Origin of the sequence: Dyella sedimenti, from assembly GCF_022760995.1 — a bacterium.
GTDB classification, from domain to species: Bacteria; Pseudomonadota; Gammaproteobacteria; order Xanthomonadales; family Rhodanobacteraceae; genus Dyella; species Dyella sedimenti.
In genome coordinates, this window is record NZ_JAKWJO010000004.1 from 1 (window position 1) to 20082 (window position 20082).

Consider the following 20082-nt stretch of genomic DNA (forward strand, 5'->3'; position numbering starts at 1 on the left):
CGGGCCATGCTGCAATTTTGCCACCCGCGAACCAGCCTTCAACCCGGTTTTGTTAGCGGCTCTAAGTCGCGCTGGACCCAGTCCTTGGCCGGCCACTTTGAAAAGGACGCTACCATTGGCTTGCGCAGCAGGCACAGTATGGCCTCCTGGTGAGAGGATTGTATATGCCGCAATGGTCATTGGCTCCGGAAATACCGGATAACAGCATGGCCTACCTGGCATTCGCCTCAGTCCAGGGCAAATGCCATGCCGCAGTTTCACCGGCCCTATATCACGGGATCACAGGAGGGGATTCCCGCCGGCATATCCTGGCATGCAGGAGTCGCCGGGCGAGAGGGTGGTGACGGTGATGCTGCCTGCGCCCACCAGTGCCATCTGCACGCCAGGGACGGCGGAGGTGTTTTCCGGAAGGCCGGTGGTTGACAGCGCGCAGATGGTGAAGTGGACTGGCTTGGCGTTGAGGTCGCGCTTGACCTGGCCTTGCTGGCCGTAGCTGAGCATCTTGCTGTCCGTATCGGCGATCGCGATGCCGGCCTGGGCGGCGGCTTCGCGCAATAGTACGAAACCATCCTTGCCGGCGCTGTATGCCTGGTCAGCGCCCTGCTTGCCAGTGGGATAGGTGTAGACGATCCAGCCGCTTGCATAGCTCGCGTCGTGGTCGCAGGCAGCGCCATCGTTGCTGGGGCAGAGGGATACGAAGGTACCTCGCATCACTGACTCGGCGCGGGCGTAGGCCAGGTCGGCACGCAACTGGGTGACCGCGCTGCTGACACGGTGACGACGCAGAAGGTTGTTGAAACTGGGCACGGCGACCATCGTCAGGATGGCCAGCATGGCCAGCGTCACCAGCAGTTCCAGCAGGGTAACGCCCCGTCCGAGTCGACCTGGCCTGCGTGCTTCCATTACCAGCAGCGTCCGTTGCGATTGCTGTCGATATCGTTGACATCGGGACGCTTGGCGCCCGTATCCGTGATCGACAGGCTGCCGCAGGCATCGCCTTGTTGGACACCCATGGATTCTGCCGTGGCGGTATAGGCCTGCCCGTCATCTTGGATCGACACCGACGCCAGGTAATAGCCGTGTTCGGAAGCCATGCTGCCGGTCGTGGCATAGCCGATGGTGGCCAGATCGCCATAGCGGTTGTAGGTGGCGTAGTAGCGTTCCTGCGCATTGGCGATGTGCAGCAGCAGTTGCTGGCCTTCCGCCCGACGCGCGCGGTAGGCATAGCGTTCGTAGCTGGGCACCGCGATGGCCGCGAGAATGGCGATGATGGCTACCACCACCATCAGTTCGATCAGGGTGAAGCCGCGCATCCGTGGCATGGAGCCTCCCTATTGCGCATCGTTGAGCGGGCGCCAGGCGCGACGGCGCCAGAGCGGGACATTGAATGAAAACGCCTTGCCGTCCAGATCGGGCCAGTGTTTGGCGCTGATTATCAGGCCCGGTACATAGGCCACACCGCCGCCAACCACTACCGCTGCCGGCAGGCTGCCACCAGTAGGCGGATTCCTTAGTCGTGCGCCAGCCAGGTCGCCCGCAACCGTGTTCGAGACGTCATAGTTGTTGATGCCTGCGGCCCAGGCCCCCTGGCCTGTAATTGCGTCGATGATCATGACCGCGCCGCTCAGTGCCGGATTACAAGGATCACTGGTTTGCGGAATCAAGGTGGCAAGAATGACCTGGTAGGTGCCGGGAACCGGTGTGGCATCCACCACCATGCGCTCGCCCCTGGCACTGGCATAGTCGATGGCATTGGCTTGGATATCCAAGGTGAAGTACCAGCCGCGAATCACCTTGCCGTCGGCAGCCCGGGCTGGAACCGGTTCATCACTCAGGCTGCGCAGGCCTGCTGTCTCATACAGGAAGTGTCGGACCAAAGGTGTTTCCGCGCCGCCGGCAATAACGGTGGCCTGTCCTTGCTGGCCGAGGTCGCGAATGCCGTAAACGGCCTGCACCATGGTGGAAGCATCCACCATGTTGTCCTCGCGGCCCAAATATTTGCCGGTGCCGAACAACACGATGAAGCCGCCGCCCACCGGGTCGGGAATCAGGCGCGGCATGACGGTGATGGGACGGTCACCGGGAAGCACGATGGGTCGTTCGCTGATGGCCGAGCCGGACTGGAAGAACTGCTCGACCTTCCATTCGGACGGATCGCGGCCCGTGAAGTCGAAACGCCACACACTGCCTTGCAGGTCGCCGGCGAAAGCCACGTCGTCGATCTGGTCGCCCTGGTAGTCGCCCAGCACAGGCGTGGTCAGTCCGTAGCTCGCTATGCTGGTGGCCGTTGCTCCCACCGGCTCGGGCGTGCGCAGTTCGCGGATCAGCTCACCGGTCTGCGCATCCAGCACGAACAACGAGCTATAGGGGCTGGCGACCGGGGTGCCGGAGATTTCCCTGTCGTAGTTGCGCTTGGGAAAATACCCCACCGGCACCAGCACCACCCACTTGTCGTTGGCCAACCGGGCGATGTTGGGGCGACCATAGGTATAGCCCAGATTCTTGGGATTGCCCGCGCTGGTGGCCGGCTGGCTGTAGTGGAATTCCCACAGCACCTTGCCGGCCGGTCCCGGCGCCTTGCCTGAGCCGCCGTCCTGGCTGGCGCCCGATTCGGTGATGTCCAGCGCATACACGCCGCGCCCACCCAGGCGCAGTCCAGCGACCAGCAAGGTATGCCAGCCTTCGTTCGCGCCGCTGAAATAGACGTCCCGACTGACCGGCGTGCCATCCACCGTCGGCAGGAACTCGAAGTCGCTACCAGTGGATTGGCTGGCCAGGCGCTTGTAGACCGCATAAGGCACATAGGCCCAGCGCTCCGCGCCGGGAGAAGGTGTCACATCCACGGCACTGGCCGGCGTTCCCGGCAGGGTCGCGTCGAAGGCGTGCAGCATGCCGTCGTTGGCCGCCACGTAGAGCGTGGGCGCGCGCTTGGCGTGATCCGCGCGGAAACGTGCATAGGAACGGCCCGAGGCCGCCCCGTGCGCCTCGGCCGAGCCGGCCGGCCACAGGTCGTCGCGATAGCCACTGTCCGGCTGCGCGACATAGAGCGTCTGGGCATTGATGATCGCGCCCAGCACCGAACCTCGCCTGCGCAAGGTGGCGCCATCCTCCTTGCCTCGATCGCCACGCCACCAGGCCAGACGGTCGGCTCCCGCCGCTGCCGCGCCAAAAGCCGGGTCCACCGCATGGATGGCATCCACGACCGCGCTGCCGGTAAAGGCCACGCCATGGCCGGCACCTGGCGCCGTGCTGGTGAGAATGACACGGCTGTCGCCCCGGCCCACCCTCTCGTCGAGCAGAACTCGTGCATCCCATAGAATCGACGGCGAAACAGTGCCATCGGTATTCACCGGGTTGGCGGTAAGACTGCCTTTCCAATCGTAGGTGTCATAACCGGCCTGGAAGGCTGCCGTATCGGACGTCAGCACCGAGGCGTTGAGACTACTGGCCAGCATGGTCAGGCTGCGCGTGACGATGTTGTCGATGATTTTCTGCAGCGCCTCCACCAGCACGCCAGGATTGGTGGCCGAAAAATAGGCGCCGCGACTATTCAAGGCCGCATGCCACATATCGTCCGGTGACTCCGGGTTGTTACCGCCGTTGGAAGCCATGACCGGCCACGCCACCTGGCCCGTGCGCAGCTTCCGGTAGGTGCTGTCGTTGTTCGGCAATACGCCGATGGTGCCAAGGCCGATCAGGTACTGCACCAGATGCGGCCAGGTGGCCGGGTCATTGGCCGGGTTCCAGTAGATTTCCGCATTGGTACGCGGGTCCGCGCCGGCTGCCAGGGGCTGGCCGAACAGATGGGTCGACAGGTCGGTGATGGCAGGAGTGACGCGACGGCGATTGGCTTCGGTGGCGAACAGGCTTGCCCCGGTCACGCCGGCCTGCAAGTCGCGAGCCCAGTAGTGGAAGGCGATATCCGCCATGGTGGCAATGGTATTGGCGCCTTCGTTCCATACCACGGCACTTTCGACACCTGACGCGGTAAACGACTGGATGCCATCGGGCAACATGCCGATGCTGCTCTTGTCATGGGGTATCACCTGGGCCGGTGCCTCGCCATTCCACAGGCCGTCGGTCATCTGGATGTGATAGTTCTGGCGGCAGACCAGTTCCTGGCCTGCATCCACGTCCCAATAGGGATTGCTTTCGACCGCGCCCGAGCGGTTGCTGAAATACCTGCCCACATTCATTGCGGCGGCGCGATTGGGCGTATAGGCAATGAAATCCGATCCATGGGTGCCGCGTGGCCCCATGTTGAACAGCCACTGGTAGAACCGAGTGCGCATGTTGGCCGTCGCATCGCCATCGACGAACCTGCGCATGGGCGTATCGAGCGTGAGCATGCTCCAATGGGTTCCCCCGCCCGAAAAATAGCTGCGGTAATCGTTGTAACTGTAGTAGCCGGAGCCGTCGGGCTTGGCGTCGACATCGCTCAGCGCCTGCCATGCCATGCGCACATTGCTGCCGAAGGGCGAGAACGCACGCGTAACCGCCGTAGCCGCGGCGAGCGCGCGGGTACGATAGTAGGAGAACCAATTGGCGAAGTTCTGTTTCTCCTGGGCGGCTCCCTGGTCAACCGACACCCACGTCCAATGTGCAAAGTTCAGGGGAGTCAGTGGATTCACCACATCCTGGTACAGGGTGTTGACTCCCCCGGCCGTCATCCGGCCAGTGGCCGGATCGGTGGCGGGTACGCTACCGGTGTATTTGTAATAGCCGGCACTCGTGTGGCCGCAGAAGTCGTGGGCGCCGCCGGTCATGCTGCCCAGGTTGAAATAGGCGACGGTGCGGCCACCGGCCGGGTTATAGGCCGCAAGGCCATCATCCGGCGCGTGGTTGTAGTCGATATCCGGCATGGAGGTGCCGTCTGCCTTCAACGGTGGCGCGTACGTATTGTCCGGGTTGTAGTAAACGCCATTCATCGTCCACGAGCGCGGATCCGCCGGATCGCTCACGCCCGGCGTGATGACGCCCGCGCAAATATAAGGAGCTGCCAGGCGATCAAAGGCTATGCCGTCGTTGTAGGAGCCGTTGCTGATGTATCCCGTGTACCACCAGGCGGTGTCCTTGTCCCTATAAGGTTGGCGGTCGGACATATAGTTCGCCAACATGGACGTGGAATCGTCGAAGGTCAGTACCACGTTCGGCGCAACCGTGCTTACCGTGGCCGTGGGACCCGCACTCAAGTCCACGTTACGGCCTAGCACCGAGGGGTTTGTAATCTGGTCGGCATGGACGGTGCCGATGCCGGTGCAACCGATAGCCAGACCCAGCAGCGCGCCAGACAAGCCATGCCTTGCCGCGAGGTGCTTCGCATTGGACATGCGCATACTCAGCCCCAAGGTGCCCAGGCGGATGGCGGCGACGAAGTGGATGGTGGTGGCACCGTGGCCTCGGCTTCGCCGTAGGCTTCCTTGCCGGGTGCGGCAAAGGTCGATTCGATGACCCGTACCATGTCGGCGGTGCGCCCGACGCCGCGCGCGGTGATGCGATAGATGTGCAGGTGTCCGTTAGAGGCATTCCCCGACACACCTGATTCGCGCTGGGCGCCCGCCCCAGGCGGCCGCTCAAGGCCCAGGTCCTCGATGATGTAGCGTGGGTTGGACACGAACGTGGCGATGGCTTTCTCGTCCGCGCCGAGCCGGCTGCTTCCCAGGCGGGTGTAGTCGTAACCGCCGCTCTCGCCCTTGTACTCGACCGCACCATCCGTGACCCAGCCCGCGCTCTCGCGGAACGCTTTTACCTTGGGATGGGGCTGGCCTGGCGTGTACGGGTAGCAACCGGCCAGCGTGCTGCAATCGACACCACCCTGGGCGCCAAGGGTCCATAACCTCCACTCGGCGCCGCGTAGCGCGCTTTCCGCTGCCATCTGTGCCAGTTGGGCGTTGCGCAAGCCACCGGCCATGCGCTCCTGCAACAGCGAACGACCCGAGGCGCCAACGGCCAGCACGGTCAGCAGCACCAGGAAGATCAGGGCCATCACCAGTACCGCACCCTCCTGCCGATGCAAGCGAAAGACGGGTTGGCCATCAGCGTGAGTCATCGTCCATTCCTTGGGTACGGCCGTATCCTGCGTCGTCAGGGATTGAAGTTGCGCAGGGCTACCAATGCGTTGAATTGGCGGCGCAACAGCTTTTCGTCGAAGCCTTGCTGGCCAGGCGTGATGGCGTGCTGGCCCGGCGGGAGCACTGCGCCATCGCCATCGGGCAAGTAGCCGTAGGCGGTTTCGCTTACCGTAAGGCTGGGCAACGGCTGCTGTCCGCTCATCAGCAGGCGCACCTCCACGCTCTTGATCGCACGCCACGCGCAGCCGGGCTCGCCCCCTGCCGATACCGGAAGCGGCACCGACAGGCATTGAGTGTTGAGTCGGGAATAACGGATGCCATCGTCGAGCAGGCTCGGCGGGGCCAACAAGGTGCCGCCATCAAGCTCGACGCCGTAGAGGAAATCCAGCCGCTCGATTCCACGCACCAACTCCTGGTCCTCGCCATTGACGCGCCGGACCAACGCGCCCGTGGTTTTCCCCTCACCGATATCCACCACCTTCGCGTAATAGGTCACAGTCAGGAAATCGGTATTGAAGTCGTACAGTCGCGGCGCCGATGGCAAGGGCTGCACCACTGGCATGGCATTGTTGCCTGCCGCCCCGCTTTCCACCGCCGCGGGAGAGAATTGCCCGGAAGATGGCGTTCCCGCGACGGCGAACACCGCGGAAGCGGCGCAATCGGCCAACAGCGCAAGATGGCCTGCCTTGAAATCGCTCAAAGGCGGCTCACCACTGGTGGGGACAACGTGGATGGCGGCGACCGTGCCATTGGCCGTGGTGGTCAATGTGCCTGCCCCATCCAGCGCCCAGCCGCGCGAAGGGTCGAGATAACGCACCGTCAGTATGCTGGTACCCACCACGCGCTTGCCCGCTGTCTTGCCCGCCGCGGGAATACTGGCTGGCGCCGCCGGGCTGCAGGCGTTGGCGTCGCAGGCGTAGCCCCGCATCCACAAGCCCGACGGCAAGGAATAAGGGCTATTCGGCTGGGCGGGATACAGGCTGCTGCCCCAGGGCGTGCCCACGTCGCTCAATGCCGACATCAAATCGTTGGCATACACCGTGGGCGCGCGCAGGCCATCCAGCAGGATGCCGTTGGTGGCCTTCACGGCGTTGCCGCCGGTATTGGTGCAGTACTGGCTGTTGGCCATGCGCAGGTCATGCGACAGGCGACCGATGGCGTAGCGCCCCTCCTCCTGCAGCAGGGCCAACTGGTTCTGTACCCGGTTGCTGTGCGAGGTGGAAAGAAACACGGAAATGATGCCCGCCGCCACCAACAGGCCGATCACCATTGCCACCATCAGCTCGACCAGGGTCACCCCTCGGGACCGGCATGCCAGCAAAGACCACCGCCTCATGGCTGGAATACCCAGGCAAAGGTCTGCGTCACCGCCTTGCCATACATGCCGCTGCCCGCGCCACGCTCGGTCCAGCTCAAGGTCATCTCGCATGTGCCGCCATAGGGCGGTCGCGCATTGAGCTGTGCCGTCGGGTTATACCCGACGGCTCCTGCGCCGGTGCAGGCGATCCTGGCGCTGGCGCCGGGCAACAGGTTCTTCAGCATCTGGCTCCAGGCGTACTTGTCGTGCGCGGCCAGTTGTTCGGGCGAACAGCCTGCCTGGCCACCGGCCGCCACGATGACCAGCACATCGCAACTCGCCTTGGCATCGGTGGGGAAGTTTGCCCCGTTGTACCAGCCACTCCACACGCCGATGGGATTGGCCCGCATGCGGTCGGCCATGCTGTCGGCGAGGAAGGTGACCTGAGTACGCAGGTACGCCGCATGGTTGGAGCGTGCGGCCATCACCATCAGGCCGGCCATACCGATCAGGCCGATGCTGAAGATCAGCACGGCAACCAGCACTTCGATCAGTGAAATGCCCCTTTGGCGCAATGATGGATGCATGCCATCCATCATGTCATTGGAGCAGGCGTTCGCTCAGGCGCGCAGCATTGTTTCTTTATCTATCGCTTCGGCATTGAAGCGCCCCAAAGCAGGCAAATCAACCTTCGGCGCCAACGATTCGAAAAGCGCCACACGCAAACCATCCAGGGATCACCTGGCGCTTCCTGTTGCCCTACAGGCAGGTTCCGAAGTGCCGATTGGCTCTTCATGGACGTCGCGCGACCGCCGTTGGCCGATGCGCCCTGCTCCAACCGTGGATCGCCCCCCGTCTGTCGGAATAAATCTACACTGCCATCAGGCTCTGCCGAGCACTACACTCAAGAGATAGGGCGGAAGGGCCAAGGCCACGAAGCCCCGTATGCGTATCGTTATAGCCGTCGCTGTTGGCAAGAACAAAGGACAAGGCCATCGGACGGCATTGCCTCCGTGCGTATTCCGCCCCTCTCCATGACAGCTTGCCCATACACGATACCAAAGGCTGCGCCATGTCCACCCAACATCTGATCGTCGACCTCGGATATGCATTGCTAGGCCTTGTCTATGTGGCCGCTGGCGCACTCCATTTCCGGCACTTCAATGACGTATCCACCGCGCTGTCCGTGCGGCAGATACCGGCACCCAGGAGCGTGCTGGCGATCGGCTCGGTCTTCCAGATCATTGTCGGCGCGATGCTGGCGATCCAGATGGACGTCCGTTTCTCGGCCGTGGGACTTGCGGTGTTCACCGTGGTCGCATCGCTTATGCTTCTGGACTTCTGGCGGCAGACCGGGCCGGCTCGCCAGGCCACCCTCAGCGGCTGGCGGACCAATATCGCCTTGATCGGTGCGCTGCTGGTCATTGGCTGTCATTGAGGCGGGGCGTGTCTCACGACTCACTTCGCATGAGGCGAGACACTGCGCAGCCATTGCTGCGCCGCTGCCATGGTCTCGTCGGAACCGTCGCCGGAGGCTGACGCCGCGACAGTGACGTCCGGCGGGATGGGGCCATCGTATGGCTTGCTGTTGCGATCCAACTCGACACCGACGGTTAGCGCAATCGCGGCGCCATCCGGCAGCTTGAATACCCGGTTGCTGGTCGGCACGCCCGTCGTGGGCATGCCGAAGAAGCGCGTGTTTGGACGGCCATGGAGTGCGATAACCACGGCCTCCCCCGCGCTTGCCGTATGCGGGCCGGTAAGCACGGCCACGGGCACGTCGCCGAGGTCGAGTGGCCGGACTGGCTGCCATTTTTTCAATTGCGCCATCCACGGGTCGGACAAGCCAAGACCATCCTTGAAATAACCCAGCGGGCCATCGCCCAGGAAGGCGCGCAAGGCGGCCAGCATGGGCCACATATTGCCGCCACGGTCGTTTCGGAGATCGATCACCCAACCGGAAGTGACCTGCCCCGCGATCCGGGCAATGCCCGTCGATGCGCCGTCTTCATAGGCCTTGACGTTATGGGCTTCCAGGCTGTTGAAGCCGGGCAGCGCGATATAACCGGTGCCTTGCCGCTCCTCGACGGTGGGTAGCGCCACAGGCATCCCCGCCGCATGTGGAGCGGCCGCCTCTTCGGGGGACAGTAGATGGCTATGATGATCCTGCAGCGATGCCAGAAGCCCGCGAATCAGCGGATAGGCATCCAGAGACCAGTCGCCGCTGTTCAGCTGGGCATGCAGCCTGGGGATCTCCTGCTCCCAATCCACCGATGACGACCGGAGCGCGTTTTCCTTCACGATCTTGATGGCGGCATCCAACTCGGCAAGCGCAGGCACGATACGGTTGGCCGGAATGGCTTCGCCGCGCACCAGCACAAGATGATCGGCCACGGCATTGCCATTCCTTTCGAGCAGCGTGCCGAAGGCCAGGCGCGTTGCCGAGTTCGGCACATCGATTTCGATCTCCCGCTGCTGGGAGGACACCGTCCCCTTGACCAGCGACGTCTCCGAATTGGCAAAGGCAAGCCGGCCATGGGCGCCATCGGCCCGAAGCCACAACCCAGCCCCGTCAGGGGCATCCACCGTACTGATCGCCGCGGAAAGCCTGACGGTGTAACCGCGATAAGGCGTGGCGTCGACATTGGCGACGGAAGTGCCGAAAGCCGCCTTGTTGCCAGCCGCCGAGGCAAGCTCGACATGCGCACCGGCACTATCCAACGCACTGCCCTGGGCCTTGAGGGAATAGCCTGATCCTCCGGCGGATATCATCCAGGGAGTGGTATGGCCGTTTGCCAAGGCCACGCTCGCGAGCGTCACCGCCGCAAAAGCGGAGGAACACACCCAGCAGAAGAGTTTCGAGCCAATCTTCAGCGTTTGACGTTTGACCAGAGTATCCAAGCGCGACTCCCTTGCTTCGCATAATTGCATTCCTATCCGAGACGGATGCCCCCATGCCATGGCGAAACCTCGCACGGACACGTCTTCCGAACCGGTTGCACTCTCCATATCGACATTTCCGTCCTAAGAGCCTGTTCACGATCTCCGTGGCCCACGGGGAGCCATGGAGGCACTCCCAGCTCCTGATGCATCCATTCGCCATATCCGATGGCATGGGTTGGCCTGGGTTCGAGGCCCGCCACAAGTCCTGCATGGATACTTCGCGATATTCCAATGGCATGGGCATGGGGGGTCTCAGTCAAGACTGGAACCCAATATGTACGCTCGGGCAGCGAACAGCTAGAGGTTTCCAGCGAAACTCGGTCCTGCTCCCTGGACCGGACAATCCAGGCGTGACGCCAAAGAAAAAGGCCCAGCCATGGAAGCCGAGCCTTTTGCCAACCTTTTGATTTGGTGCCGGAAATAGGATTCGAACCTACGACCTACGCATTACGAATGCGCCGCTCTACCAACTGAGCTATTCCGGCGATGAACTGGCAATTTTACGGAGCGCCGGGAGGCCGCGCAAGACGTGGCGTTACAGGCTGGCCGCCAGGCGCAGTTCCTTGGGCAGGGCGAAGGTGATGGTTTCGGGGTCGCCGTCGAGTTCGCGGACGCTGCCGGCGCCCCAGGACTGCAGACGGGCGATCACGTCGCGCACCAGCTTTTCCGGGGCGGAGGCGCCGGCGGTGAGGCCGATGCGGGCGACGCCATCGAGCCAGCTGCGCTCGATATGCTCGGCGCCATCGATCAGGTAGGCGCGCACGCCCTGCCTTTCGGCCAGCTCGCGCAGGCGGTTGGAGTTGGAGCTGTTGACCGAGCCGACCACCAGCATCAGGTCCACCGCGTCGGCGAGGCGGCGCACCGCGTCCTGGCGGTTCTGCGTGGCGTAGCAGATGTCGTCCTTGCGCGGGCCTTCGATGTCCGTGAACTTGGCGCGCAAGGCCTCGATGATGGCCTTGGTATCGTCCACCGACAGCGTGGTCTGGGTGACGTAGGACAGTTCGTGCGGGAATTTGGGTTCCAGCGCGTTGACCTGCTCGACGGAATCGACCAGCAGGATCTCGCCGCGGTTGGCGGGGTTCCACTGGCCCATGGTGCCTTCCACCTCCGGATGGCCCTCGTGGCCGATCAGCACCACGCTGCGACCGGCGCGGCCCAGGCGGGCGACTTCCATATGCACCTTGGTGACCAGTGGGCAGGTGGCGTCGAATACTTTGAGGCCGCGCTGCTCGGCTTCCTCGCGCACGGCCTTGGAGACGCCGTGGGCGCTGAAGATCACCGTGGCGCCATCGGGCACCTCGTGCAGTTCCTCGACGAACACGGCGCCATCGGCGCGCAGCTTGTCCACCACGTAGCGGTTGTGCACGACCTCGTGCCGCACGTAGATTGGCGCGCCATAGGATTCGATCGCGCGCTCGACGATGGCGATGGCGCGGTCCACGCCGGCACAGAAACCACGGGGATTGGCGAGCAGGATATCCACGGGAACTCCGGACCCGGACGGGTCATCAGGGATGGCCGGCATTATCGCACGGCCCGCATGGCCGCACGAACCCGCCGTTCAGGCGCGCGGCTTGCCCGCCAAGAGGCCGAACACCACCAGCATCACCGCCCCGACCGTGATCCCGCAGTCGGCGAGGTTGAATACGGGGTAGTTCCACTCACGGTAGTACACGTGGATGAAATCGGTGACCTGGGAGGCATGCAGGCGATCGATCAGGTTGCCCAGCGCCCCGCCCACGATCAGGCCCAGCGGCAGCGCCGTCTTCCAGTCGCGGCGCGGCGTGCGCGCCAGCCACGCCACCAGCACCGCGCTGATCGCCACCGCCAGCAGCACGAAGAACCAGCGCTGCCAGCCCGTGCCGCCGGCAAGGAAGCTGAAGGCCGCGCCGGTGTTGAAGGCCAGGGTCCAGTTGAGGAGGCCGGGGATGACCGGATGCGGTACGCCAGCCGGCTGCAACGCCGTCAGCGCCCACCACTTGCTGAGCTGGTCGAGGACGATGACGGCCACGGAGAGCCACAGCCAGGGAAGTGCGTTGGGTTTGGGGTTCATGGGCGAATCAATGTGTTGGCTCCCTCTCCCCTCAGGGAGAGGTAAGAAGAGCTAGAACCAGCGGCGGTCCTCGCCCGGACCATCGACGTTGCTGATGCAGCGATCGCACAGTTCCGGGTGATCCGCATGCGTGCCCACGTCGTCGCGGCGGTGCCAGCAGCGCACGCACTTGGCGGCGTCGCTGACCGTGGCCGAGACCCACACGTCCGCGCCTTCCAGCTCGGTCAGCACCGCATCCGCCGGCTGGCCGCCGGCCAGGTCCAGGCGCAGGTCGGAGGTGATGAAGAAGAAGCGCAGCTCCGACGCCGCCGGCTGGTAGCGGGCCACGATGGCGGGGTCGGCATGGATGGCCAGCTTCGCCTCCAGCGAGGCACCGATCTGCTCGGCCTTGCGCATGCCTTCGAGCACGCGCGAGGCGGTTTCGCGGATAGCCAGCAGGTCGGACCAGTAGCGGCGCTGCTCCGGCGAGCCCTGGGTGGCGGCCAGGCCGTCGTACCAGGTCTCGAACAGCACGCTCTCGCCGCGCCCGCCCGGCAGGTGCCGCCAGATTTCCTCGGCGGTGAAGCTCAGCACCGGCGCCAGCCAGCGCACCAGCGCCTCGGCGATGCGGTACATCGCGCTCTGCGCGCTGCGCCGGCCGTGGCTGTCGGTCGGCATGGTGTAGAGGCGGTCCTTGGTGATGTCCAGGTAAAGCGCGCCCAGCTCGTTGGTGCAGAAGTTCTGCACGCGCTGCACGATCTCCGGGAAGTCGTAGCGGTCATAGGCCGCCGCCACCGCCTGCTGCACGTCGTAGGCCTGCTGCACCGCCCACTGGTCGAGCAGCAGGCTCTGTTCCACCGGCAGCAGGTGCCTGGCCGGATCGAAGCCGTCGAGGTTGCCGAGCAGGAAGCGCGCGGTGTTGCGGATGCGGCGGTAGGTGTCGGAGACGCGCTTGAGGATCTCGTCCGACAGCGACATCTCGTTGCGGTAGTCGGTGGAACAGATCCACAGGCGCAGGATGTCCGCGCCCAGGTTCTTCATGATGTCCTGCGGCTCGATGCCGTTGCCCAGCGACTTGGACATCTTGCGGCCCTGCGCGTCCACGGTGAAGCCGTGGGTGAGCACGTCCTGGTAGGGCGCGCGCGCGAACATGGCCGACGAGGTGAGCAGGGACGACTGGAACCAGCCACGATGCTGGTCCGAGCCTTCCAGGTACATCACCTTGTAGCTGGACGCCTTGCCCTGCTGCAGCTCGGGACGCTGGCCAACCACGGCGAAATGGCTGACGCCGGAATCGAACCACACGTCCAGCACGTCCAGGACCTTTTCGTAGTCCTTGGCCTGGTCGCCCAGCAGCTCGGCCGCATCCAGCGCGTACCAGGCGTCGATGCCGCCCTGCTCCACGCGCCTGGCCACCTGTTCCAGCAGCGCCACGCTGTCCGGATGCGGCTCCTGCGTCACCTTGTGGATGAACAGCGCGATGGGCACGCCCCAGGTGCGCTGGCGCGAGATGCACCAGTCGGGACGATCGCCCACCATGCCGGCGATGCGTTCCTCGCCCCATGCGGGCACCCACTTCACCTGCCCGATCGCATCGAGCGCGGTCCGGCGCAGGCCTTCCTTCTCCATGCTGATGAACCACTGCGGCGTGGTGCGGAAGATCACCGGCGTCTTGTGGCGCCAGCAATGCGGATAGCTGTGCTCGATCCTGGCGAACGCCAGCAGCACGCCGCGACGGCGCAGCAGCTCGACGATCTCATCATTGGCCTTCCAAAGGTGCTTGCCGGCGATGACGGTGCCATCGAGCGCGGCCGGCGTGTCGACGCGATACGTACCGCGCGCCTCGATGTAATTGAGCGTCTCGATGCCGTACTTGCGCGAGACGACGAAGTCCTCCACACCATGGTCGGGCGAGGTATGCACGGCGCCGGTGCCGTCCTCGGCGGACACATGGTCACCGATCAGCACGGGCACTTCGCGCGCATAGAACGGATGTTTCAGCAGCACGCCTTCCAGCGCCTGGCCGGCGACATGGCCAAGCACCGTCGGCTCGCCCTCGATGCCGTAGCGCTGCGCGGCCTTTTCGACGAGCGCGCTGGCGATGGCCAACAGCACGCGATGTCCCTCGCGGGACGGGCCTTCGACCAGTGCGTATTCCAGCTCGCCGCCCAGCGATACCGCCAGGCTTTCCGGCAGCGTCCATGGCGTGGTGGTCCAGATCGGAATGGCGACGATGGCGTCGCCCGCGTCCACGCCGAACTTTCGCGCGAGCGCCTTGGGGTCCACCGCGTCATAGGCCACGTCCACCGCGGGCGATACCTTGTCGGCGTATTCGATCTCCGCCTCGGCCAGCGCCGAGCCGCAGTCGAAGCACCAGTACACCGGCTTGGCACCACGCACGACATGGCCGTTGGCCACGATCTTCGCCAGCGCGCGCACCATGTCGGCCTCGTACTTGAAGTCCATGGTGCGGTATGGGTTTTCCCAATCGCCCAGCACACCCAGGCGCTTGAAGTCGGCGCGCTGCAGGTCGATCTGCTGCTGCGCGTATTCGCGGCACTTCTGGCGGAAGGCGGCGGCATCGAGCTTGTCGCCCACGCGGCCGAACTTCTTCTCCACCGCCACCTCGATCGGCAGGCCATGGCAATCCCAGCCCGGCACGTAGGGCGCGCGGTAGCCGGCCAGCAGGCGCGACTTCACCACCACGTCCTTGAGTACCTTGTTCACCGCATGGCCCAGGTGGATGGCGCCGTTGGCGTACGGCGGGCCGTCGTGCAGCACGAACACCTTGTCGCGGCCGGCGGCGCGCTCCTGGATCTGCGCGTAGCGGCCGGCCTGCTGCCAGTCGGCCAGCCACTTCGGCTCGCGCTTGGGCAAGTCGCCGCGCATCGGGAAGTCCGTCTGCGGCAGGTTGATGGTGTTCTTGTAGTCCTGGGTCATTGCCTGGGAATGCTCTGATCGGGGTCTGGCGCGGCCCTGCCCGCCTGCGGCGCCGCCGTGGGCCGGGCGGAAACGCCAACGTTACCGGATTTGGCGCCGTTACGCCTGGCTCAACCGGGGATTCATGCCGAGCAGTTCGCGGGCCTGGCGGGCGTCCTTGGCCATCTGCACGGTCAACTCGTCCAGGCTGTTGAATTTCTGCTCGTCGCGCAGCTTGGCCACGAATTCCACCGCCATGCGCTGGCCGTAGAGGTCGCCCTCGAAGTCGAACAGGTGGACCTCCAGCAGCGGCTCGGGCACCTCGTTCACCGTGGGCCGCACACCCAGGCTGGCCACGCCGGGCCAGCTGCATTCGCTCTCGCCCAGTCCCACCCGCACCGCGAAGATGCCTTGTACCGGGCTGGCCCGGTCGCGCAGGTGGATGTTGGCGGTGGGATAGCCCAGCTGGCGCCCCAGTTGCTTGCCGTATTCCACCTTGCCTTCGATCACGAACGGGCGGCCCAGCAGCGGCGCCGCGCCGGCGAACTCGCCGGCCGCCAGCAGCATGCGCACGCGGGTGGCCGAGACGCGGGCGCCATCCAGCAGCACCGAGGGCATGGTATGCGCCACGAAGCCGAGGGAGGGGCCCATCGCCTCCAGCAGGGCCACATCGCCGCCGCGCTTGTGGCCGAAGCGGAAATCCGCTCCCACCCACACCTCACGGGCGGCCAGCCGGTCCACCAGCACGCGGCGGACGAAATCCTCGGCGGACATGGCGGTCAACGCATGGTTGAAGCGCAGCAGCAGCACGTGCGCCATGCCGGCCGCCTCGAAGCCGCGCAGCTTCTCCCGCACGCTGGACAAACGCGCCACCGGCTCGGGCGAGAAGAAGGCCCGCGGCAGCGGCTCGAAGCTCACCACCACCGGCGTCAGGCCACGCGCAGCCGCCTGCTCGCGCACCCGCGCAAGCAAGGCCTGGTGACCGCGATGCAGGCCGTCGAACGCGCCGACGGCGACCACGCTGCCGCCCGGCGCCAGACAGGGGCCGGCGACATCCCTGGAAAGTCTCATCATGCGGCGATTATAGCGGGTCGAGGCCAGCCGCCCGCGCGCCTCACCCCTTACCTCTTATACCCCTTACCTGTAAGAGCGCACCCCGTGCGCGACCAGCGAATGCCAGGGCTCAGGGAAGCGAGGGATTAGGGGTTAGTAGCGAGGGCGCCAAAGCCGACCACCAGGGGCAGCTCCCGAGTGGCGACAGACATGCGAGCTTGCGCCCTCGCCTCTCGCTTTCGCCGGTCGCGCACAGGGTGCGTTCCTACAGAAAAGCAAAGAACCTCACGCGCCGCGCAGTTCGCGCAGGCGGAAGCCGGCGGCGAACAGGGTTGCCGCATAGGCGCCGCCACCGGCCAGCACCAGCACGGCCAGGCGCCACACGCGGGCCCACTTGTCGGCGCCGGTCCAGTCCGGCCAGACCGCCATGCCCGCCAGCAGCACGGCCACCATCACCGCGCAGGCCAGCACCAGCCGCAGCAGGTGGCGGGCCCAACCGGGCTGGCGCTGATACACGCCGGCCCGCTTCAGCCAATGCCACAACAGGCCCAGGTTGAGGTAGCTGGCCAGCGCGCTGGCCATGCCCAAGGCCATGTGCAGGCCGGGCACCGCGGCGATGCCGTCCAGCCAGGGCAGCCGGCGCTGCTCGGGCGTCGCCCACAGTAGGTACAGCAGGGCCACGAACAGCACGTTGAGCACCATGTTCGCCACCAGCGAGGCCACGCCGGCGCGCACCGGCGTCTTGGTGTCCTGGCGTGCGTAGAAGGCCGGCAGCGCCACCTTGACCAGGGCGAACGCGGGCAGGCCGAAACTGAGCGCGGTGATCGACAGCGTCGCCATGCGCGTGTCGAACGGAGTGAATTGGCCGTGCTGGAACAACGTGGCCACCAGCGGTCTGGCCAGCAGCATCAGGGCGAACATCGCCGGCACCGCGATCAGCAACGTGGTGCGCAGGCCCCAGTCGAGCGCCTTGGAGAAGCCGTCGCGGTCGGTGGTGACGTGGTGGCGCGACAGCGACGGCAGGATCACCGTGCCCAACGCCACGCCGAACAGGCCCAACGGCAGCTCCAGAAAGCGGTCCGCCTGCGACAGCCAGCTCTGCGAGCCGGTCATCAGGTAGGCGGCGATCACCGTATCCAGCAGCAGGTTGACCTGGGCGATGGAGGAGCCGAACAACGTCGGCACCATCAGCGTGAGGATGCGTCGCACGTCCGGATGGCTCCAGCCCCAGCGCGGCAGCGCGAGCAGGTCCAGCCCCTTCAGCGAAGGCAACTGGAACAGCAGTTGCAGGATGCCCGCCAGCAGGATCGCCCAGCCCATCGCCAGGATCGGCGGATGCAGGTAGCGCGACAGCCACAGCGCGCCGCCGATCATGCACAAGTTGAGGATCACTGGGGTCAGCGCCGGCAGCGCGAAGCGATGGAAGCTGTTGAGCGCGCCGCCGCACAGCGCGGTCAGCGAGACGAACAGCAGGAAGGGAAAAGTCAGCCGCAGCAGTTGCGCGGTCAGCTCGAACTTCTCCGGCGTGTCGGCAGCGCCCTGGGAGAACATCGCGGCCACCTGGGGCGCGAAGATCACACCCAACGCGGTAATCAACAGCAGCACCCCACCCAGCGTGCCGGAGACGCGGGACATCAGTTGCCTGAGGTCCTCGTGGCTGCGCTTTTCCTTCACCTCCATGAAAACCGGCACGAAAGCGGTGGAGAACGAGCCCTCGGCGAATAGCCGGCGCATGAAGTTGGGGATGCGGAAGGCGACCCAGAACGCGTCCGTTGCCGCGTTGGCGCCGAACACTGTGTTGATCGACATGTCCCGGACCAGCCCGAGGACGCGCGAGATCATGGTCATGCTGCTGAACGACAGCAACCCACGGAACATGCTGGGAGACTTCATGCGGTGCGACGGTGCCTTGGCGGATGGGACGGGCGCCGGGAGGAGCCCCCGCCCCGGCCGAAAGGCGCATAGTGTGACAGCGCGCGTGGGCGAGTTCACGACCCTGTCATGGCATAATGCGGGCCGTACGCGCCCATTCCGGCGCATCCGAAGGCATGGCGCCGGCAGCGGCCGCTTGACAAGCGGCTAAGCGGTTGACGCTGCGGCGCATTCGTCGCATACTTGCCGTCTTTTTCCAACCCAGCTATTCCGGAGTTCTACCTTGGCCAACATCAAGTCCGCGAAGAAGCGCGCGCGCCAGTCCGAGCAGCGCCGCCTGCGCAACGTCAGCGCCCGCTCCATGGTGCGCACCGCCCTCAAGAAGGTCGTCAAGGCCATCGAGAACAAGGACAAGGCCGCTGCCGTCGAGGCGTTCGCCGCCGCGCAGCCGGTCATGGACCGCTACGCCGCCCGCGGCCTGATCCACAAGAACAAGGCCGCTCGCCACAAGAGCCGCCTTAACGCGAAGATCCGCGAGCTGGCGTAAGCCGGCCCCGCGTCTCGCATCCGGGTTGGTAGGAGAGCCGGCGCAAGCCGGCTTTTCTGTGCCCGTGTGAAAACCGGCCAGCGCAGGCCGGTTTTTGTTTGGCCGGCAATAGAGTGACCCCGGACGTTTTGCATCGTCATTCCGGCCTGCGCCGGAATGACGGTCAAAAAAAGCGGCCGCCCGGGCCGCTTTTTTTGACCGCCAAAGACGCCTACTCGCCGCGCAACCGCACATCCCCCGGCAACATGTCGTCGCGTTCCTCGCGCGCCATGTGCTCCTCCTCCAGGAAGCGCCACACCTGCTGGCATACCGGCAGGGTGTTCTCGCGGGCGATGGCCGAGACCAGGAACCAGGGCGCCTTCCAGCCCAGCCGCTCCACGATGTCCCCGGCGATGGCCTGGCGTTCGGCGGCGGGCAGCACGTCGGCCTTGTTCAGCACCAGCCAGCGCGGGCGCTCAAGCAGCTCGGGATCGAACTTCTCCAGCTCCTGCTCGATCGCGCGCACCTGTTCCACCGGATCGGCACCGTCGACCGGCGCGATATCCACCACGTGCAGCAGCAGCCGGGTGCGCGATACGTGGCGCAGGAACTGGATGCCCAGGCCCGCGCCGTCCGCCGCGCCCTCGATCAGGCCCGGGATATCGGCGATCACGAAGCTCTGGTCGGTACCCAGGCTGACCACGCCCAGGTTGGGGTGCAGCGTGGTGAACGGGTAGTCGGCGACGCGGGGCGTGGCGGCCGACACGGCGCGGATGAAGGTGGACTTGCCCGCGTTGGGAAAGCCCAGCAGGCCCACGTCGGCCAGCAACTTGAGCTCCAGCTTCAGCTCGCGCACGTCGCCCGGCGTTCCCGGCGTCGACTTGCGCGGCGCGCGGTTCACCGAACTCTTGAAATGGATGTTGCCCAGGCCGCCCTTGCCGCCCTGCGCCACCAGCAGGCGCTGGCCGTGCTGCGTGAGGTCGCCGATGATCTCGTCGGTGTCGACGTTGGTGACCACCGTGCCTACCGGCACGCGGATGAAGGTGTCCTCGCCGCCCTTGCCGTACATCTGGCTGCCCATGCCGTTCTGACCGCGCTGGGCCTTGAACGAGCGCTGGTGACGGAAGTCGATCAGGGTATTGAGGCCCTCGTCGGCCACCAGCCACACCGAACCGCCGCTGCCGCCGTCGCCGCCGTCGGGGCCGCCGAACGGGATGAACTTCTCGCGACGGAAGCTGATGCACCCGTTGCCGCCGTCACCGGCATGGACTTTGATGATCGCTTCGTCGACGAATTTCATTTTTGAGAGCAGTCAATAGTAAGTGGTTAATGGTAAAGGGCAAAAGCGTCGCGGCCTTGTGAGCGGGCG

15 protein-coding genes and 1 tRNA gene are annotated in these 20082 nt (G+C 65.2%); 2 read left to right on the forward strand and 14 right to left on the reverse strand.

Going from position 1 to position 20082, the window contains the following annotated elements; translation table 11 throughout:
• Positions 1 to 279: 279 nt before the first annotated feature.
• The 6 genes from MJ605_RS10050 to pilV all read right to left on the reverse strand — a co-directional run bounded on the left by MJ605_RS10050 (position 280) and on the right by pilV (position 7955).
• Complete coding sequence (locus tag MJ605_RS10050; RefSeq protein WP_243041392.1) at positions 280 to 903, reverse strand: GspH/FimT family pseudopilin; 624 nt, start codon at positions 901 to 903, stop codon at positions 280 to 282.
• The gene (locus MJ605_RS10055) at positions 903 to 1322 is read right to left on the reverse strand and encodes a type IV pilin protein (RefSeq protein WP_279237524.1); all 420 of its coding nucleotides are present in this window, start codon (positions 1320 to 1322) and stop codon (positions 903 to 905) included. The genes MJ605_RS10050 and MJ605_RS10055 overlap by 1 nt, the downstream gene beginning before the upstream one ends.
• A 9-nt stretch (positions 1323 to 1331) precedes the next feature.
• Positions 1332 to 5330, reverse strand: coding sequence for a pilus assembly protein (locus MJ605_RS10065; protein ID WP_243041393.1), 3999 nt, complete (start codon positions 5328 to 5330; stop codon positions 1332 to 1334).
• An 8-nt stretch (positions 5331 to 5338) separates the two neighbouring features.
• On the reverse strand, positions 5339 to 5989 hold the full coding sequence (locus tag MJ605_RS10070; protein WP_345779527.1) for a pilus assembly PilX family protein: 651 nt from the start codon (positions 5987 to 5989) through the stop codon (positions 5339 to 5341).
• A 95-nt stretch (positions 5990 to 6084) separates the two neighbouring features.
• Positions 6085 to 7500 (reverse strand): PilW family protein, encoded by a 1416-nt coding sequence (locus tag MJ605_RS10075; protein ID WP_345779528.1) that lies wholly within the window; start codon positions 7498 to 7500, stop codon positions 6085 to 6087.
• Positions 7404 to 7955 carry a type IV pilus modification protein PilV gene (gene pilV / locus MJ605_RS10080; RefSeq protein ID WP_243041394.1) on the reverse strand — a complete coding sequence of 184 codons (552 nt, stop codon included), beginning with the start codon at positions 7953 to 7955 and terminating at the stop codon, positions 7404 to 7406. Before pilV ends, MJ605_RS10075 begins: the two co-directional genes overlap by 97 nt.
• A gap of 485 nt (positions 7956 to 8440) precedes the next feature.
• On the opposite strand from pilV, the gene MJ605_RS10085 reads away from it, so the two are divergent.
• On the forward strand, positions 8441 to 8806 hold the full coding sequence (locus MJ605_RS10085) for a DoxX family protein (RefSeq protein ID WP_243041395.1): 366 nt from the start codon (positions 8441 to 8443) through the stop codon (positions 8804 to 8806).
• A gap of 20 nt (positions 8807 to 8826) precedes the next feature.
• Here the strand turns inward: MJ605_RS10085 and MJ605_RS10090 are convergent, their stop codons facing one another.
• The 7 genes from MJ605_RS10090 to murJ form a co-directional block, all read right to left on the reverse strand.
• Positions 8827 to 10269 (reverse strand): S41 family peptidase, encoded by a 1443-nt coding sequence (locus MJ605_RS10090; protein ID WP_243041396.1) that lies wholly within the window; start codon positions 10267 to 10269, stop codon positions 8827 to 8829.
• Between the two features lie 451 nt (positions 10270 to 10720).
• Positions 10721 to 10796, reverse strand: a tRNA-Thr gene (locus MJ605_RS10095).
• Positions 10797 to 10846: 50 nt separating this feature from the next.
• The gene (ispH, locus tag MJ605_RS10100) at positions 10847 to 11794 is read right to left on the reverse strand and encodes a 4-hydroxy-3-methylbut-2-enyl diphosphate reductase (protein ID WP_243041397.1); all 948 of its coding nucleotides are present in this window, start codon (positions 11792 to 11794) and stop codon (positions 10847 to 10849) included.
• 78 nt (positions 11795 to 11872) lie between these two features.
• Complete coding sequence (gene lspA / locus MJ605_RS10105) at positions 11873 to 12364, reverse strand: signal peptidase II (protein ID WP_243041398.1); 492 nt, start codon at positions 12362 to 12364, stop codon at positions 11873 to 11875.
• Between the two features lie 51 nt (positions 12365 to 12415).
• A complete protein-coding gene (gene ileS, locus MJ605_RS10110; RefSeq protein WP_243041399.1) occupies positions 12416 to 15283 on the reverse strand; it encodes an isoleucine--tRNA ligase in 2868 nt (955 codons plus the stop codon).
• Positions 15284 to 15382: 99 nt separating this feature from the next.
• Positions 15383 to 16336 (reverse strand): bifunctional riboflavin kinase/FAD synthetase, encoded by a 954-nt coding sequence (locus MJ605_RS10115; RefSeq protein ID WP_243041400.1) that lies wholly within the window; start codon positions 16334 to 16336, stop codon positions 15383 to 15385.
• Between the two features lie 264 nt (positions 16337 to 16600).
• Positions 16601 to 18193: a murein biosynthesis integral membrane protein MurJ gene (murJ, locus tag MJ605_RS10120; RefSeq protein WP_243041701.1), complete on the reverse strand. Its 1593-nt coding sequence runs from the start codon at positions 18191 to 18193 to the stop codon at positions 16601 to 16603.
• A 277-nt stretch (positions 18194 to 18470) separates the two neighbouring features.
• Between murJ and rpsT the strand changes: the two genes are divergently transcribed.
• Complete coding sequence (gene rpsT / locus MJ605_RS10125; protein ID WP_038616506.1) at positions 18471 to 18734, forward strand: 30S ribosomal protein S20; 264 nt, start codon at positions 18471 to 18473, stop codon at positions 18732 to 18734.
• A 211-nt stretch (positions 18735 to 18945) separates the two neighbouring features.
• Here rpsT and cgtA read toward each other — a convergent pair whose 3' ends face one another.
• Complete coding sequence (gene cgtA, locus MJ605_RS10130) at positions 18946 to 20013, reverse strand: Obg family GTPase CgtA (RefSeq protein ID WP_243041401.1); 1068 nt, start codon at positions 20011 to 20013, stop codon at positions 18946 to 18948.
• Positions 20014 to 20082: the final 69 nt, after the last annotated feature.

Excerpts from the sequence above, each read along its gene's own strand:
- MJ605_RS10065 (WP_243041393.1), bottom strand. The coding sequence starts at position 5,330 with ATGTCCAATGCGAAGCACCTCGCGGCAAGGCATGGCTTGTCTGGCGCG.
- ileS (WP_243041399.1), bottom strand. The coding sequence starts at position 15,283 with ATGACCCAGGACTACAAGAACACCATCAACCTGCCGCAGACGGACTTC.
- pilV (WP_243041394.1), bottom strand. The coding sequence starts at position 7,955 with ATGCATCCATCATTGCGCCAAAGGGGCATTTCACTGATCGAAGTGCTG.
- lspA (WP_243041398.1), bottom strand. The coding sequence starts at position 12,364 with ATGAACCCCAAACCCAACGCACTTCCCTGGCTGTGGCTCTCCGTGGCC.
- MJ605_RS10055 (WP_279237524.1), bottom strand. The coding sequence starts at position 1,322 with ATGCCACGGATGCGCGGCTTCACCCTGATCGAACTGATGGTGGTGGTA.
- MJ605_RS10075 (WP_345779528.1), bottom strand. The coding sequence starts at position 7,500 with ATGCGAGATGACCTTGAGCTGGACCGAGCGTGGCGCGGGCAGCGGCAT.
- murJ (WP_243041701.1), bottom strand. The coding sequence starts at position 18,193 with ATGTTCCGTGGGTTGCTGTCGTTCAGCAGCATGACCATGATCTCGCGC.
- MJ605_RS10085 (WP_243041395.1), top strand. The coding sequence starts at position 8,441 with ATGTCCACCCAACATCTGATCGTCGACCTCGGATATGCATTGCTAGGC.
- MJ605_RS10050 (WP_243041392.1), bottom strand. The coding sequence starts at position 903 with ATGGAAGCACGCAGGCCAGGTCGACTCGGACGGGGCGTTACCCTGCTG.
- MJ605_RS10115 (WP_243041400.1), bottom strand. The coding sequence starts at position 16,336 with ATGATGAGACTTTCCAGGGATGTCGCCGGCCCCTGTCTGGCGCCGGGC.
- cgtA (WP_243041401.1), bottom strand. The coding sequence starts at position 20,013 with ATGAAATTCGTCGACGAAGCGATCATCAAAGTCCATGCCGGTGACGGC.